Below are 16768 nucleotides of genomic sequence, written 5' to 3'. Positions count from 1 at the left end.
AACGATTGCGCCCGAAACTATTCTCTCCCTAATCCTGAATCGCATGGAAGAGAAAGGAATGGCGTTATGACGCAGAATGGCATCCCAGCTAACCGCCCCCTGTTGCTCGCGCTGCTGGTCGCAGTCACCTTCTTTATGGAAAACCTCGACGCCACCGTCATCACCACCGCTATTCCCCAAATGGCGCGCGATTTCGCTGCCAGCCCGGTAGCGCTTAACGTGGGTGTGAGTGCATATTTACTGGCTGTGGCGGTGGGTATTCCGATGAGCGGCTGGTTAGCGGAACGCTACGGAGCGCGCACGGTGTTTGCCTGTGCAATTCTGGTATTTACTGTTGCGTCGATACTGTGTGGGCTCAGCGATACCCTGCCAATGTTCACGTTAAGCCGCGTTTTGCAGGGCATTGGCGGCGCGATGATGGTGCCAGTCGGTCGTATGGTAGTGCTTCGTGTGACCGAAAAAAAGGACATGGTGAAAACCATCGCCTTTATTACCTGGCCAGGATTGATTGCCCCGGTGCTCGGTCCACCGCTCGGTGGCTTGATAGTGACTTACGGACATTGGCCGTGGATCTTCTGGCTCAATATCCCGCTCGGCATTATCGCCATTGTTGCCACCGTTTATCTGGTGCCCCAGTTTAAAGCAGAACAACCGCGTCCGTTTGATGTGCGCGGATTTGTGCTGACCGCTACCGCCTGCACGGCGCTGATTATCTCCCTGGAAGCGCTAGGACAAATGCATCTCAGCCTTGGCATTCCATTGCTGTTACTTGGCGTGTTGTGCAGTGTGCTGGCCTATCGCCACAGCTTCAGCCATCCGCAACCGCTGTTGCCGTTCAGTGCCATGACTATTGATACTTTCCGAAATGCCGTTGTGGGCGGTTCACTTTTTCGTGCTTCGATAAACGCCGTGCCGTTTCTGCTTCCTCTGCTATTCCAGCTTGGCTTTGGCTGGAGTGCTGCGCAGGCAGGCGCCATGGTGCTGTGGGTATTTGCCGGTAATCTGGCGATGAAACCGGCCACCACCTGGCTAATGAAGCGATTTGGCTTTCGTCAGGTGCTAATGGTGAACGGCTTAATCAGCCTGGTCGCAATGTTGGGTTGCCTGCTGCTCAGCCCTTCACTTGGCTATTTCGCGATTGCTGCCATTCTGTTTATCGGCGGGTTGTCGCGCTCGCTGCAGTTCAGTTGTTACAACAGCTTAGGGTTTGCCGATGTACCCCAGGCCAAAATGAGTAACGCCTCTGTGGTGTTTAGTATCTTCTTCCAGTTCAGCATGAGCGCCGGCATTGCACTTGCCGCCCTGTTCTTACGCGGAGCCATGCTGTGGCACGAACATGCAACCATTAAGCAGAATGACATTCATATCGCTTTCGCGGGTGTAGCTTTGCTGGTGCTGGTGTCCTTGTTTGATGTCTGGCGGCTGGAGAAAAATGCCGGAGCACAGGTGCTGAGTCGTTAACAATAAAACTGCCTGCGCGGATAATGCGTGGGCGGCTTTATTCATGGCTAGCTCATCAGGAGAATCATGGCTTATTAATAAGTATCATTAACTGTTCTCGTAATATTTCCGACGCTGCTCACATTAAACGCTATCTTGCGATGTTATAGTTTTCAGCAATTGGATCGATAGGTTATTCAGATTAAAATATCGACATCCTGTTTCCTCTATCCTTTTATCACTTCATTTGTAATACATCCCTGACAAATAGCCCATTCACTCACTACATCATCAGAAAATAAATCTTATTTTCATCAGATTGATCGCTATTCATAATACCTTCCAACGACGCCAATAAAAAGAATCATAAGGCTGAGCGAAAATGAATCGTGCAGTTTCTAACCTGCATATTCAAGGAGCACCTGATAGCAGTGTGCAAATACTGACACTTCGTCAATATAAAGGCGTAATACATCGCTTACACCTCTGATGAAGCATCAGTGAACACCATGTTTTAAATATAAAAACATCGGCAAACAAAATGGAAGATATTAAATGAAAAAGTGTATTATCGCCCTGTCCGTATTAAGCCTGTTTACTGCTTCCTCTGTCTACGCTGCAGGAAACACAGGTAAAGTGACTTTCACCGGTTCAATTATTGATTCTCCGTGTTCTATTGCTCCAGGATCATTAGATCAAACTGTATCGCTGGGTGCTATTTCTAACGTGCTGCTGGCAGACAGTGGCAACACGGGTAGCTCAACCCCTCAGATTTTTAAAATCGAACTGGAAGATTGTGTTATCGCCACTGCCGGTACGAATGACAAAGTGACTGCACGCTTCACCGGTGCAACCTCTTCCTATGATCCAGAAAGCCTTGCGTTGACCGGCGGTACCGCACGAGGTGCATCAATCCAGATGTTCACCAATGACGGTGAGAAAGTGAAAATTAATACCCCAACTGCCGCCCAGCAAGTATTCAACGGCAGCAATACCCTGACCTTCACCGCCAATGTTAAGGGTGGTGGATCTACTGCAACCATCGTTCCCGGCACATTCCAGGTGCCTGCGAACTTTGTGCTGAGCTACAACTAATCGGCCATTTCTCTCCCCTTAACCTGCGGCGATTTTGTCGCAGGTTTTTTCAACTGGATAAACTGGGAACGAATCTTTGAAGCGTATGATTTCAGGTAGTTTTAAACCCGTGATTCTACTGACCATCATACATATATCGATGCTGGCGAAAGGTGCCTTTGCCGCGGGTGAAAGTATCTCACAAGTGCACATTACTGGGTCCATTGTTGGAGCCGCTTGCAGTATTAGTTTAGGTTCGCCCGACCAGACGATAAATATCGGAAACCATCCCGTTAGCGAAATAATAAAAGTAGGTCGTGGGCCAAACCACTTCTTCTCAATCGCTTTGTTAGGTTGCATGTTGTTTGAAAACGACACACAGCAAGCTGAAATAACCACGATTAAACTCATGTTCGATGGTGAGGAAGATGGGGGGCATTTTAAAGTATCAGGTTCTGCAAACGGCATAGCAATGATGATTAGCGATCACCATGGAAATCTAGCCTTTCCCGGAAAACATCTGAGTCAGAGCAAATTAAACAGTGATATGCAATTTAACTACCGACTAAACCTGATTGGTAACAAGGACGTCATTCGCTCAGGCGACCTACATTTAACACTTCGATTTAGAATAGATTACAATTAAAAAGGGAAACTATTATGCTGATGCGTTTTTTTTGGCATGCATTTGCCATTTCATTTATAAGCATATTAGTATTTTTTTCCTGCATCCTGGGAGCGAGAAGCACGCTCGCTGGCTCAGACATTCAGTTCAATACTGATGTGCTGGATCTTAAAGATCGTAGCAATATCGACATTAGCCAGTTTGCACGTAAGGGATTTATTTTACCTGGTGCATATACTCTCGCAATAAACATCAATTCAATCACGCTGCCAGAACGCGTGGTCAATTTCTATGCCTCTGAAGAAAACGAAAATGAAACCTTAGCCTGTATCACTCAGGAACTCATTCCTCTTCTGGGTTTGAAGGATAAGTTCTCCTCGCAGCTTCAATGGTGGCATCACGGGGAATGCTTAAATCTGAACAGTGTTGCAGGGATGTCAACGCGAGCTGATTTAGGTAAATCAACGTTACTGATCAACATTCCTCAAGCTTTTTTGGAATATAGCAGTTCTTCATGGGATCCCCCCGCACGATGGGAAGAAGGCATAGCGGGTGCGCTGTTTGACTATAACCTCAATTTTCAGACCATTAAGCAAAATGCGGTAGGCAGTAAAAGTCATACAAATTTATCGGGTAATGGCACGACCGGTGCCAATCTGGGTGCCTGGCGCGTACGTGCGGATTGGCAGGGTCGATATGACCATCAATCTGCAGGTGGCGGCGCACAAACTCCGCAGAACTGGGACTGGAAACGGTTTTATGCGTTTAGGGCAATAAAAAGACTGGGTGCCAAATTAACGCTGGGCGAAGACTATCTGAACTCATCGATTTTCGATGGCTTTCGTTTCACGGGTTTAAGTCTGGCGACAGATGACAACATGCTGCCCCCGAACCTCCGCGGCTATGCTCCTGAGATCAGTGGTGTGGCGAAAAGTAACGCCAAAGTCATCATCAGCCAGCAGGGTCGCGTCATTAAAGAGGTGCAAGTAGCGGCAGGCCCGTACCGCATTCAGGACCTTGATAGCGCCGTTTCCGGCAATCTGGATGTTCGCATTGAAGAACAGAATGGCAATATTGAACAATTTCAGGTCAATACAGCCACTATCCCTTACCTGACCCGCCCAGGACAGATTAGATACAAGTCCTCAATAGGCAGACCTTCAAATTTCGCACATCACACTGAAGGGCCACTCTTCGCGACGGGCGAACTTTCATGGGGAATCAGTAATGGTTGGTCCCTGTACACCGGTGGAATGGGCGGTGGTGACTACCATGCCCTGTCTCTTGGCCTTGGCCGGGACTTACTTGCACTGGGCGCAATATCTACAGATGTCACTGTCTCAAATTTAAAGGACCATAACCGTGACACTCAGAGAGGCAATGCGTGGCGCGCCAGTTATGCCAAACGATTTGAGGAATCCGGCAGCCAGGTAACTTTTGCTGGCTATCGTTTTTCAGATGATGGTTTTCGTTCGATGGGCGATTACCTCAATGGTTTAAAAGGTAATGTCGATAGCGGACGCAGCAAGGAAATGTACACGGTTTCTTTGAACCAGCAATTTGAATCACTGAACCTTGCTACTTACCTTAATTACAACCATCAGACGTACTGGAATCAGCAAGCAAATGATCGCTATGACTTCTCATTATCCAAAAACATGGATTTGATGAAGTTTAAAAATATCAGTCTGTCATTAACTGCATATCGCAGCGTATTGGGTCAAAACAATGACAAAGGCGTATATATGTCATTGTCGTTACCATGGGGACAATCAGGTACCGCCAGTTACAATGGCTCTTACTCGAAAGGAAATAACCTGAATAGCGTGAGTTATTATGACCGCATGGGTGATGCTGATTCCTATCAGATTAGCGCGGGCGTGGCTAACAGTAATACCGATATAGGAGGTTATTACACTCACAAAGGCAGCCTCGCACAATTAAACACATCTGTGAGTTACCGTGAGAGTCAATATCAAGCATTGGGGATGTCACTGCAAGGCGGTGCGACTCTGACTCCAAAGGGTGGAGCATTTCACAGTAGTAGCGTTGCGGGTAGAACACGCATGTTAGTTGATACTGATGGCGTTGCGGGTGTGCCGGTATCCGGCTTCGGTCACTCGATCAACACCAACTATTTTGGTAAAGCCGTCATTACGGATATTAATAGTTACTATCGTAATAGCATCCGAATTAACGTCGATAAATTAGCTGATGACATTGAGGTAATGAAATCCGTTTCACAAGGTACTTTAACTGAGGGTGCTATTGGCTACCGCACGTTCAATGTCACCCATGGTGGAAAAGCCATCGCTACGGTCCGCCTTGAAGATGGTTCAGCACCGCCATTTGGCGCAAGTGTATTTAATCTAAAAAATCAGGAAACTGGCATTATCAATGATGATGGCAATGTTTATCTGAGCGGTATTCAGCCTGGCGAAGCAATGACGGTACGCTGGAACAATGCCGATCAGTGCACAATAACGCCTCCACTGAATCTAAGCCATGAAATAACCACAAACTTACTGCTTCCTTGCATTAAAGTTTAATCAAGAAATCATTTATAAAGATAAGATTTTATAATTAAGAGATGAATTTTCATGAAAAAATTTACATTTAAAAAAGCAGCCATTATCACATTAACAATCAGCGCTGGCATCCAATCTGCCGTGGCAGCGGTCTCTCTTGACCGAACGCGAGTCATCTATCCGGGTTCAGAAAAATCAGTCAGTTTAACGGTCAGTAACAAAAATGAATCGCTGCCTTATCTCGCTCAGGGTTGGCTTGAGAATGATAAAGACGAAAAACTTGAAAATAACAGTCCTTTTATCGTCGTTCCTCCGATTCAACGTATCGAACCGAAAGAAGAAAGCCAGGTCAAAGTTCAGGCTTTAACCTCATCTGAGGCATTTAAAAAACTTCCTAACGATCGTGAATCGCTCTTTTACTTTAATTTAAGAGAGATCCCACCTAAAAGTGACAAACCTAATGTCCTGCAGATTGCATTACAAACACGGATCAAGTTTTTCTATCGTCCGGCAGATTTAGCCGAAGCCGCTGCGGCTCAGCATGCAACGCCTTTTCAGGAAAAAATGACATTAATAAAATCGGGTGACCAATATACAGTTAAAAATCCCACTCCTTATTACATTACCCTGATTGGTGCAAGCGCCAAGAAAGAAGGCAACGTTATTAAAGGTTTTGAATCCATTATGATCCCTCCTTTCAGTCAGGCTCCACTGGGGGGAAGTGCATCATCTTTGGGTAAGAGCCCGGTTTTAGTTTACGTGAATGATTACGGTGGCCAGCCATCGCTGATATTCAGTTGTAAGGGAAACGAATGTCATGTGGATCCGCAACACAATGGATGATTTGGCACAATGAATGTGAGAATAAATTTGTTTAAGAAGAAATCCACTCAAAAATGCATGGCATTGCACATATGCGTTTCCATCATGGCATTATTATTTTCACCGCTGGCATTAGCAGTGTTTAAAAATGGCACAATTGAGAGCCACTTTGGTGTATTGCGCGTTTATGGGACGTTAACTGAAAGTGCATGCTATCTGGATATGCATTCAGCCGACCAGTCGATTGATTTAGGTAACATTACGACAGCAAACTTCCATAATGTCGGTGACCAGGGCCCATTAATTCCTGTGTCGCTAAAATTACATGATTGTTTACGTAATGCATCAGACCCTCAACGGGAGAGAGATAATGTTGCCTGGAGCGCGCATCAACCGGCTGTGTCGTTTTCTTTCACTGGCGTAGAGGATGCGGCTAATCCACAGCTTTTTCAGGCCCAGGGGGTTAAGGGTATCGGATTACGTTTAAAAGATGCATCACTCAATAATATTATTATTGGTCAACGAGGCAAACCAGTGTTATTAAAACCTGATGATAGCCAGGTCGTTTATTACATTACTGCGGAACGCACTCGAGGCGAATTAAGAGCAGGAAACTACTCTGCCAACATAAATTTCAGGTTGAGCTATGAATAGTCTGGTCTCTCCACTTGCATACACTTGTGCTGCCATATGCTTAATGAGCCTGGCTCCGACTAAGTCTGGATATGCTTTTTCTGTAGGAGCCAGCGTTAAAGTTAAAGTCCTCGCGCCGCCCTGTGATCTCAACAAAGGAAACGACATTGCTGTCGATTTTGGTAAAGGTATTCTCGCTTCGACGATTAACGGGAAAAATTATGAAAGAACGCTATCGTACACACTTGAATGCCCTGCTACGGTATCAAAACTGCTAAAAATGCAGTTTTCAGGCACGGGAGCTGCGTTTAACTCAACCCTATTGAGTACTAACAAAAATAACCTGGCCATTGAGCTTAAATATGATGGCGTTAAGGTGCCAGTCAACGATTGGTTCAACTTTACCTATCCTGATCAGCCTAATTTAACGGCTGTCTTAGTGAGAAACAGTACGGGTGGGATTAGCCTGGGATCATTCTCTGCGACAGCAATGCTGACGGTTGAATATCAGTAGATGGTACATGTGTATGGTTAATGAAGTTTTTTAATCTTTTCAATTTCATTGAAAAATATCCAGAGGAATGGCCATAAATGTAATTAAGTTTCCGTGTGAAGGCATCGCATTCCGTAAACGGCTTAGCAGTGAAGCTTCGCAAGCCTATTGCACGCGATGCCGTCACATGGATTAGCAATGGCAAACACCAGTCAATTTCAAAGCAGCATCAACACTGCCCGCCATTCTTCCATTTTTCGCAATAATGACTTCGCAAACCCGGCTATTCTGCCGCGCCACAGGCTGTGCCAACCTTTAGACAGGGTTCGGGATCATCCCGGCCACCACTAAAGGACACTGATGATGAAACTCTACCACTTCCCGCTTTCTGGTCATGCGCACCGTGCACGTCTGTTCCTGTCCCTGCTCGACCTGCCACACGAGGTGATTGATGTTGATCTCGCTAACGGTGAACACAAATCCCCGGCGTTTCTCGCCATCAACCCATTCGGCCAGGTGCCGGTGCTGGAAGATGACGGCGTGTATATCTCCGACTCCAACGCCATTCTGGTTTATCTGGCGAAAAAATCAGGCCGCAGTGAGTGGCTGCCCGAAGATGCGCTGGGCGCGGCGCAGGTACAGCGCTGGTTATCGGTGGCGGCAGGCGAACTGGCTTATGGCCCTTGTGCGGCACGCTTGATTACCGTTTTTGGCCGCCCGTTCAACCCTGACGAAGTGATCGCCCGTGCGCACACCATTTTGGCGCTGATGGATCAACATCTTACCGGGCGTGAATGGCTGGTCGGCGATCGCCCAACCATCGCGGATATCGCACAGTACAGCTACCTGATCGGCGCGCCGGAAGGCAATGTGGATCTCTCTGGCTATCCAGCGGTCAATGCGCTGTTACGCCGTATTGAAGCGTTGCCGGGCTTTGTTCCCTTCCCGCAAACCGCTGCCGGTCTGCGCAGCATCGCGTGAGTTAACTATCATGGGCGAGAAACTTCCGGTATGGCATGCAGGTGAAATAGCCCTGCAGCAGCAAGCGGGCGTGGCCGAACGCATGGCGGAGGTCGGTCAGCGTGTGATTCGCGATTATATGCCCGACCAGCACCGCGACTTCTACGCGCAATTGCCGTTTATCGTGGTAGGCAGCGTGGACCCGCGAGGCGATGCCTGGGTTACGCTGCTGGAAGGCCAGCCCGGTTTTATTTTCTCGCCCAATGCCACCACGCTGGATATTGCCGCCCAGCCGGATGCCCGCGATCCGGCTGCTGCCGGGTTCACTGATGGCGCTCCGGTTGGCCTGCTCGGCATTGAGTTGCACACCCGTCGCCGTAACCGCATGAACGGCGTGTTGAGCGCGATTGGCGGTGGCTTTCGGGTACAGGTGGAGCAGAGTTTCGGCAACTGTCCGCGCTATATTCAGCTGCGCGATTTCCGCTTTGCTCGTTCGCCTAATGAGCCTGCTATAGGTGAGGTTGAAGTGCTCAGCACGCTCGATGAGGCGGCCCGCAACACCATCGCCACCGCCGATACGTTTTACGTTGCGACTTATGCCGAGCATCAGGTTGATGCCTCGCATCGCGGCGGCAAACCCGGCTTTGTTAGAGTCGATGAAGATGGCCTGCTGACCATTCCCGATTTTAACGGCAACCTGTTTTTCTCCACGCTCGGCAACATCCAGCAAAACGGCAAAGCCGGGCTGCTGTTTATGGATTACCGCAGCGGCGATACGCTGCAGATGACCGGCGATGCCAGCGTGATCCTCGACTCGCCGGAGATCGCTGCATTCCAGGGCGCCGAACGGTTGTGGACATTCCGCCCGCGCCGCATCGTGCGTCGTCATGCCGCCCTCGCCTTGCGCTGGGAAACGAAAGCAGGCGGTATCTCACCGGTGTCAGAAATGACGGGTGACTGGCAATCGGCTGCCGAACGCCTGCGTGCCAGCGAACTGGCGCGACGCTGGCGGCCGTTTAGGGTGACGAAGATTGTGGATGAGAGCGCGTCGATTCGCTCGTTTCATCTGATGCCGGATGATGGCGCCGGTTTGCTGCCACATCAGGCAGGACAACACCTGCCGATTCGCGTGCAGTTGCCCGGTACAGACAAACCGCTGATTCGTCACTACACCCTGTCGGTTGCGCCGTCGGACGGTTTTTACCGCATCAGCGTCAAGCGCGATGGTGTGGTCTCGCGCTATCTGCACGATCATCTACAGGTTGGCGACAGTCTTGAAACGCGAGCGCCAGCCGGTGATTTCACTATCAATGCGCAAGAGACACGCCCAGCGGTTTTAATTGCGGCGGGCGTCGGCATCACCCCGATGCTGGCGATGCTGCGCCATCTGGTTTATGAAGGACGCAGCAAACAGCGCATGCGCCCCACTTACTTTATCCAGTCCGCGCGCAACAAAGCGGAACGCCCTTTTGTCCGTGAACTGGATGCGTTGCTGGCGGCCTCACAGGGCGCATGCAAAATGGTGCGCGTGTTGAGCCAGCCAGAGGAGGCAGAATCAGGATTCGATTACGATGTCGCTGGGCGCATCGATATGGCGCTGCTTTCACAGGTGCTGCCCTTTAACGACTACGACTTTTACCTGTGCGGCCCGCCGCAATTTACGCAGGCGTTATATGACGGGCTGCGCAGCTACAATATCGCGGATAGCCGTATTCACGCCGAAGCCTTTGACCCGTCCTCGCTGCAGCGCCGCATGGATGCGCAGCAAACAGAACAAACCTTACTTCCGATTTCGACGCAATCCATACCCGTGATGTTTATGAACTCAGCCAAAGAGGCGCGCTGGATGCCGAATAGCGGATCGCTGCTGGAACTGGCCGAAGCACGCGGTCTTAGCCCGGAGTACAGCTGTCGTGAAGGACATTGCGGATCGTGCAAAACGCGGATTCTAAAGGGAGCGGTAACCTACCCGACTGCGCCGAGTGCCAGCGTGGCAGAGGGGGAGATATTAATCTGCTGCGCGCAGCCGGCACAGCAGAATGGCGATATCGAGCCGATTCAGCTCGAGTTATAACGCGGGATTGTCGTTCAGATACAGCGTGAGGACGTTACACGAAAAGTAGTGCAAACCTGCGTTTATGCAGCAATATTTTTAAGCTCAATCATCGAGGACTTGCAGAAAATGCAGGTCGCACCGTGAGGATTTTTGGGGCTGACATCAAATACTGACTTACGGTATTGAGAGCCCTGACACTGAGGACATCTCATAAAATAGGTGAACAAATTAATATTAGAGACCTGTAACATTGATTGCTGAAGGGCCTTTCGGTCCATCTTGTACGGAGAATTCAACATGCTGCCCCTCTTCAAGGGAGCGGAAATCACTACCGGTGATAGCAGAGAAATGTACGAAGACATCTTTGCCGCCATTTTCAGGGGTAATAAAACCGAAACCTTTTTCAGAATTGAACCACTTTACAGTACCGAGAATTTTATTAGACATAATTAATACCTTTTCTTTTTTTGCCGTGAGGCTGAGTAAACTGAATCGCAGAGAAAAATCAGGACTGAGATAAAACTCAAAGAGAAAGGGCTTGTTTTCGGCACTGACGTAGATGAGAGATAAACTGTGAACTAACTTTGAAACTGTCTGCATATCAGACTGAAGTTCATTTACGCATGTCTAATGCAACATTGCAAGATAAAAGAACAATAAACTTTCCATCCTTATGATTAATACTCTTAAAATAAAATAAACCCCTTTTAAAACAACATGATATTTTTTTCTTTCAGATTTTTCAGGGATTTAAAGGTGTTGCGGCCAGTTAACTGGCATAACTGGCCGCTGATCATCATGCAGACTATTTATCTACTGGCCCACAACCGCCAATAATTTTCGAGATAGAAACAGCCGGATGAAGCAGATAATCGTAATCACAGTTCTTTTCTTTGTTGTACACGCTTCCAGTACACCCAGACAGCAGAGTCACTACCGCAGCGGCAATTGAAAACTTAATGAGCTTATTCATAATAACGCGTCCATTTGTTAAAAGTGTTTTTAACTGATTAATTTCATCTCGTGAGTATTAACAGGAATTAATAAAACCTTTAATAATCATTAGAGTGTGAAGTTAAGAGCTCAAGGCTCCTAAGCCGGAAATTATCGATTAATCCCACTATCAAACACAATATTCATAATCCCTTTTCAATGGACACATTATCTGAAAAATTTGTAGTCAAAACCTGACAATAATAAAAGCGTCAGATATGCCTTAAAATAATACGCCTGATATAGACTAAACACCTAACTCATCCATATTAACAATGGATCGATCATAGGGTTATCACGTCGATTAGAACTTGGTCATTTTTATATGAATACAGGATAAAGAGTGGTGATACAGGGAAGTCTTACCTTAAACAATGCTGATGACGTGGCTATCAGTTTTTTAGAGCACGAGCATGATGTGAAGTGGAGCTAACGATTTCACCACCCCACAATAGCAAAAACCCAGCCATAAAGGCTGGGTTTTCAGAATGTTGGTGCCCGGACGCGGAATCGAACCACGGACACGGGGATTTTCAATCCCCTGCTCTACCGACTGAGCTATCCGGGCAACGGGGCGCATTAAACCCTACTCAGGCCGCACCGTCAAACGCTTTTCAGCAAAAATCCGCTGACTGCTGGCTTTTACAGCAACCTTCAGACCATCCGGTAAAAAATTTCTGCAACTACCAACTTTAGTGGTGAATTTTTAACCGCACCCGCCGATAACCGATGTGACGACAAATTCCAATTATAAGGTCCACCATGTTTAGCACTATTACATCGGGAATAATGTCACGCCTGGCGTGGCAGAAGCGCGCTCGCAGCAGCGCCACGCTCAGCTCGTTGCAGGAGGCGATTGCAATGGTTGAGTTTACGCCGGAAGGCCACATTCTCGCCGCCAATGAACTGTTTCTGGAGCGCATGGGATACACGCTGAAGGAGATTGCCGGCCAGCATCACAGCATGTTCTGTACGGCTGATTTAGTCCAATCCCCGCAGTATCGCGATTTCTGGCGCCGCCTGAACCGGGGCGAAGGCTTCAGCGATAAATTCCTGCGCGTTGCCAAGCACAGCCGTCCCATCTGGCTGGAGGCTAACTATGTGCCGGTGCAGGATCGCAGCGGCCGGGTGATTAAAATCGTTAAGCTGGCGAGCGACATCACCGCACGGATTATTGATGCGCAAGAGCAGCGCGCCATGACCACCGCCATTGAACGTTCGATGGCGGTCATCGCTTTTAACCTCAAAGGCGAAGTGCTGATGACCAATGACAATTTCCTCAAAACCATGGGTTATCGCAGCGATGAGGTGATTGGCGTCCATCACAGTCAGTTCTGCCCGCCGCAGATGCGCAACAGTGACGAGTATCGCCGCTTCTGGCACAAGCTGAATCAGGGTGAATTTATCTCCGGTCAGTTTGAGCGCGTGAACAAGCTGGGTCGCACCGTGTGGCTACGTGCCACCTATAACCCGGTGTTTAACGAAGCCGGCGAACTGTACAAAGTGGTGAAATTCGCCACCGATGTGACTGCACAGGTGGAGAAGAACCATCTGGAGCGCGAGGCGGCACAACAGGCGTATCAAACGGCGCTGCAAACCAGCGAAAGCACGCGCCTCGGTGCCACGGTAATTGAAAACAGTGTGCAAACCATCAATGAGCTGGCGGGCGAACTGCACGGTATTTCCGGCGATATCAGTAACCTCAGCGAATCCTCAGACCGCATTGGTGCGATTGTCGAGAGCATTCGCCGCATCGCCGATCAGACCAATCTGCTGGCACTCAATGCAGCAGTGGAAGCCGCACGTGCTGGCCAGCACGGTCGCAGCTTTGCTGTGGTGGCTAACGAGGTGCGCACGCTGGCGGCAAACATCAACCGCGCCACCACCGAGATCGAGAATATGGTGCAACATAACCACACTCTCGCCGAAAAAGCGTTAAAAGGCATCGAATCGAACCTGAAACGTGCCGATCATGGCGTCGTGTTAGCCAAAGAAGCGGGTGGCGTGATCTCTGAGATTCGCGGCAGCTCCAGCGAATTGGTGCGCGCCATCAGTCATGTGGCTGAGGCCTTGAAAGAAGAGTAATTTTTCCTGCTTTCTCTTCTTCTATTGCACTGCTGTGACATAAAACTGTCATGGCAGTGCAGTAATCTAGGATAAATCCTAATCAATGCCAGAATAATTCTTATGCAGCTGCCTGATTTACGCGCAGGATTAAACTCCCTGTCGAGCCGTTCCCGTGCGCGTTCGCTGTGCATTGAGGTGCCGTTTGTCAGTCCAGCCATGGACAACACAGCGGTCATGGCTCTGTTTACTGAACACAAAGATTTGATCGGTTTGCCAGTGATCGAGAACGGCACGCCGTTTGGCATGATCAACCGCCATATCTTCCTGTCACAGATGACGCGCCCGTTCTTCCGCGAACTCTATGACCGCAAAAGCTGCATCGCTTTTATGGACAAAGAGCCGCTGGTGATTGATGCCGATACCGAGTTGGATCAGGTGGCGCATCAGGTGGTGGCAACCGGGGATAAATCGGTCACCGACGGATTTATTTTGACCGAACAGGGCCGCTATATCGGCATCGGCTTGGGGATCGATTTGATCCGCACCGTCTCCGATTTGCAGGCGCAGCAGCACCAACAAATTTTGCAGAGTATCGATTATGCGCGCGTGATTCAGGACGCGATGCTTGATCGCTCAAAACAGCAAATGGCCCAGCAGCTCAATGACTGGTGCCTGCACTGGCAGCCGCGCGATGGCGTGGGCGGCGACTATTATGCATTCCATCAGGATGAACACGGCTGGCTGGCATTGATTGCCGACTGCACCGGCCATGGCATTCCGGGTGCCTTTATGACGGTGATCCTGCAATCCGCGCTGGAAAACGCGCTGCAGAAAAACCGTCGGGCACCGTCCGATCTGCTGCAATCACTGAATCGTCATATTAAACAAACCCTTGGGCAGCTCAATGCCACGCAGCAAACGTCGCTCTCCAATGACGGCTGTGATGCTATCGCGCTACGCCTTGATACTCACCAACATCAACTCAGCTGGGCCAGCGCACGCATGCATGCGCTGTTACATCCGGCCGCTGGCGAAGCGGAATCGCTCAAGGCCGATCGCGTCGGTGTGGGTTACACCGATACGCCGCAGGATTACATCTGGCCGGAACATCAACGCACGCTGCATCCCGGCGATATGTTGTTGGTGATGACCGATGGCGTGACCGATCAGCCCGGCGGTGAACGCCATATTATGTTTGGCAAAAAGCGCATTCAGACGCTGGTAACACAATATCAAACCCTGCCGATGGACGAGTTGTCAGCGACCTTTGAGCGGGAATTTCTCAACTGGCAAGGCAACCAGCCGCGACGCGATGACGTCACCTGGTTTGGCTTCCGTTATTAATGAGCACCTTATGAACTCAGGTTCAACCCTTAGCCGCGTACCGCCAGAAAGCGTTGCACTGCACTATACTGGCTTCTTCTCGCCGCAGAACATCACCGCCATGGGCGAGGTGATTAAGGTCTTTCTGGAGAATCAGCAGGCGCCGGTGAAAGTGCGCCGCCGCTTGTTCTCCAGCTTTGTTGAAATCGTACAGAATATCCTGCGTTATTCGCAGGATAGCCGCGTCATGAACCACGCCGAGCAGGATTTTCGCTTCGGCACCGTTACGCTGCGCGTAGATGGCGACACCTACGTGCTGGAAAGCAGCAATCAGGTTGATGAAGTCGCCTGTGAGCAGCTGCGTTACTGGCTGGATTTGCTGCGTACCATGAGCAATGAAGAGATCAAACAAGCATACCGCGTAGGTCTGCGAGCTGAGAGCCCTGCCACAAGCAAAGGGGCCAACATAGGATTACTGACACTTGCCCGTGATGTCAGTGAACCGCTGGAGTATGAACTGCGTCCGCTGGAGTCCAGTGGTTACGCCACGTTTTGGCTCAAAGCCACCATTCACCAGGATTGAATTGTTTATGCAAAACCTTGTTATTGCTGCCACAGAAAGCACGCCCGAGGTCAATTTTGACTTCGAAAGCGGTCAGTTTTCCCTGCGCGGAGAATCCTGGCCGGAAAACGCCGCCGCCTTCTACCGTCCGTTGCTGGATGCGCTGGAAAGCTGGCAGCCCGCACAAAGCGGCCAGATCGAAGCCAGTATCGCCCTGCGCTATTTCAACAGCTCCAGCACCAAAATGCTGTTCAGCCTGTTTGATCTGTTCAATCAGCTGGCGCAGAAAGGCCAGAAGGTTGAACTCAACTGGTTCTTTGATGAAGAAGATGATGTGTCTGAAGAGTTCGGCCAGGAACTGGCGCTGGACTTTACCGATCTGCAGGTGAATCTGCGAGCGGAAATGGCCTCATGATGGACCTGAATGAGCTGTTTCGCGAAGAGAGCGAGGTGCTAACGCGCGCTCAGGATGTTGCGGCTCAGACCTCGCTCAGTGCAGATGATTATCGTAATGCGTTGCTGAACGTTAATCGCCACTATCAGCGCCTGATGCGCGAGACCTATCGCATGATCTCGCGCAGTGACCGTGCTGAACGCGAGCTGAACCGCGTCAATGAGCAGCTGCATCAACTGGCTCAGGAGCTGGAATACAAAGCCAGCCACGACCCACTCACTGCTGTCTGGAACCGCGGTGCCATCATTCAGCGTATTACGAATACGTTGAGCAATGGCCCGGCGGCGCTGATCATTCTCGATATCGACCACTTCAAGAAGATCAACGATGAGTTCGGACATCCGATGGGCGATAAGGTGATTTGCGGCCTGGTGTCGCGTATTCAGACGCACTGTCCGGAAGATGCCAGCATTGGCCGTATTGGCGGTGAAGAGTTTACCGTGCTGCTGCCACACTACCGTTTATCGGACGCGGTGATTGTCGCGGGCGCGATTCACGCCTCGCTGAACGCCTCGCCACTGGCGGTGCTGCCGGGTCAGTTAGTGACGGCCAGCCTCGGCGTGAGCTACGGCAAACCGGGTTCTGATTTCGAAACCCTGTATAACAATGCTGATGCCGCGCTATATGATGCGAAAAACCACGGTCGCAACCGGGTTTTCTTCCGCTAGAAGAGCCTTGTCGCGACAGCATTTATAGCGCAGAGATCAGCATTACCGCTCAGGATCGCGCGATAAATCG

The 16768-nt window shown here is 49.8% G+C and carries 17 protein-coding genes and 1 tRNA gene; 14 read left to right on the top strand and 4 right to left on the bottom strand.

The annotated features are described in order from the left end of the window. Positions 1–66 precede the first annotated feature (66 nt). The 9 genes from JK231_RS11535 (at position 67) to JK231_RS11495 (ending at position 10649) form a co-directional block, all read left to right on the top strand. Positions 67–1461 (top strand): MFS transporter, encoded by a 1395-nt coding sequence (locus JK231_RS11535; RefSeq protein WP_211728579.1) that lies wholly within the window; start codon positions 67–69, stop codon positions 1459–1461. A 534-nt stretch (positions 1462–1995) separates the two neighbouring features. Next, complete coding sequence (locus tag JK231_RS11530; RefSeq protein WP_034823335.1) at positions 1996–2535, top strand: hypothetical protein; 540 nt, start codon at positions 1996–1998, stop codon at positions 2533–2535. Between the two features lie 76 nt (positions 2536–2611). After that, positions 2612–3160, top strand: a complete 549-nt coding sequence (locus tag JK231_RS11525; RefSeq protein WP_141399012.1) for a fimbrial protein — start codon at positions 2612–2614, stop codon at positions 3158–3160. A gap of 14 nt (positions 3161–3174) precedes the next feature. Then, the gene (locus tag JK231_RS11520) at positions 3175–5688 is read left to right on the top strand and encodes an outer membrane usher protein (protein WP_249221675.1); all 2514 of its coding nucleotides are present in this window, start codon (positions 3175–3177) and stop codon (positions 5686–5688) included. A 51-nt stretch (positions 5689–5739) separates the two neighbouring features. Beyond that, positions 5740–6510, top strand: a complete 771-nt coding sequence (locus tag JK231_RS11515; RefSeq protein ID WP_160868832.1) for a fimbria/pilus periplasmic chaperone — start codon at positions 5740–5742, stop codon at positions 6508–6510. 84 nt (positions 6511–6594) lie between these two features. Beyond that, the gene (locus JK231_RS11510; protein ID WP_211728578.1) at positions 6595–7143 is read left to right on the top strand and encodes a fimbrial protein; all 549 of its coding nucleotides are present in this window, start codon (positions 6595–6597) and stop codon (positions 7141–7143) included. After that, on the top strand, positions 7136–7636 hold the full coding sequence (locus JK231_RS11505; protein WP_211728577.1) for a fimbrial protein: 501 nt from the start codon (positions 7136–7138) through the stop codon (positions 7634–7636). Before JK231_RS11510 ends, JK231_RS11505 begins: the two co-directional genes overlap by 8 nt. Before the next feature lie 342 nt (positions 7637–7978). Continuing rightward, positions 7979–8596 carry a glutathione S-transferase gene (locus JK231_RS11500; protein ID WP_160833122.1) on the top strand — a complete coding sequence of 206 codons (618 nt, stop codon included), beginning with the start codon at positions 7979–7981 and terminating at the stop codon, positions 8594–8596. A 10-nt stretch (positions 8597–8606) separates the two neighbouring features. Then, entirely contained in the window at positions 8607–10649 is a 2043-nt protein-coding gene (locus JK231_RS11495; protein WP_211728576.1) for a pyridoxamine 5'-phosphate oxidase family protein, read from the top strand. 62 nt (positions 10650–10711) lie between these two features. Here JK231_RS11495 and JK231_RS25515 read toward each other — a convergent pair whose 3' ends face one another. The 4 genes from JK231_RS25515 to JK231_RS11480 all read right to left on the bottom strand — a co-directional run bounded on the left by JK231_RS25515 (position 10712) and on the right by JK231_RS11480 (position 12192). Further along, positions 10712–10864, bottom strand: coding sequence for a cold-shock protein (locus tag JK231_RS25515; protein WP_283215670.1), 153 nt, complete (start codon positions 10862–10864; stop codon positions 10712–10714). 1 nt (position 10865) lies between these two features. After that, positions 10866–11078, bottom strand: coding sequence for a cold-shock protein (locus JK231_RS11490; protein ID WP_097118187.1), 213 nt, complete (start codon positions 11076–11078; stop codon positions 10866–10868). 358 nt (positions 11079–11436) lie between these two features. Continuing rightward, the gene (locus JK231_RS11485) at positions 11437–11604 is read right to left on the bottom strand and encodes a YhfL family protein (RefSeq protein WP_071845640.1); all 168 of its coding nucleotides are present in this window, start codon (positions 11602–11604) and stop codon (positions 11437–11439) included. A gap of 512 nt (positions 11605–12116) precedes the next feature. Next, a tRNA-Phe gene (locus JK231_RS11480) sits at positions 12117–12192 on the bottom strand. 194 nt (positions 12193–12386) lie between these two features. On the opposite strand from JK231_RS11480, the gene JK231_RS11475 reads away from it, so the two are divergent. The 5 genes from JK231_RS11475 to JK231_RS11455 all read left to right on the top strand — a co-directional run bounded on the left by JK231_RS11475 (position 12387) and on the right by JK231_RS11455 (position 16698). Continuing rightward, on the top strand, positions 12387–13709 hold the full coding sequence (locus tag JK231_RS11475) for a PAS domain-containing methyl-accepting chemotaxis protein (RefSeq protein WP_211728575.1): 1323 nt from the start codon (positions 12387–12389) through the stop codon (positions 13707–13709). 102 nt (positions 13710–13811) lie between these two features. After that, positions 13812–15035, top strand: a complete 1224-nt coding sequence (locus tag JK231_RS11470) for a SpoIIE family protein phosphatase (RefSeq protein WP_034828500.1) — start codon at positions 13812–13814, stop codon at positions 15033–15035. Positions 15036–15045: 10 nt separating this feature from the next. Further along, entirely contained in the window at positions 15046–15597 is a 552-nt protein-coding gene (locus tag JK231_RS11465) for a SiaB family protein kinase (RefSeq protein ID WP_097118104.1), read from the top strand. 7 nt (positions 15598–15604) lie between these two features. Next, positions 15605–15991: a DUF1987 domain-containing protein gene (locus JK231_RS11460; protein WP_160833659.1), complete on the top strand. Its 387-nt coding sequence runs from the start codon at positions 15605–15607 to the stop codon at positions 15989–15991. Further along, positions 15988–16698 (top strand): GGDEF domain-containing protein, encoded by a 711-nt coding sequence (locus tag JK231_RS11455; RefSeq protein WP_080748190.1) that lies wholly within the window; start codon positions 15988–15990, stop codon positions 16696–16698. Before JK231_RS11460 ends, JK231_RS11455 begins: the two co-directional genes overlap by 4 nt. The last annotated feature ends 70 nt before the right edge of the window (positions 16699–16768 follow it).

It is taken from the genome of Pantoea sp. JGM49, assembly GCF_018257655.1.
Taxonomy (GTDB): domain Bacteria; phylum Pseudomonadota; class Gammaproteobacteria; order Enterobacterales; family Enterobacteriaceae; genus Pantoea; species Pantoea communis.
Note: the sequence above shows the minus strand (reverse complement) of the source record. Positions and strands in the feature narration are given on the sequence as shown.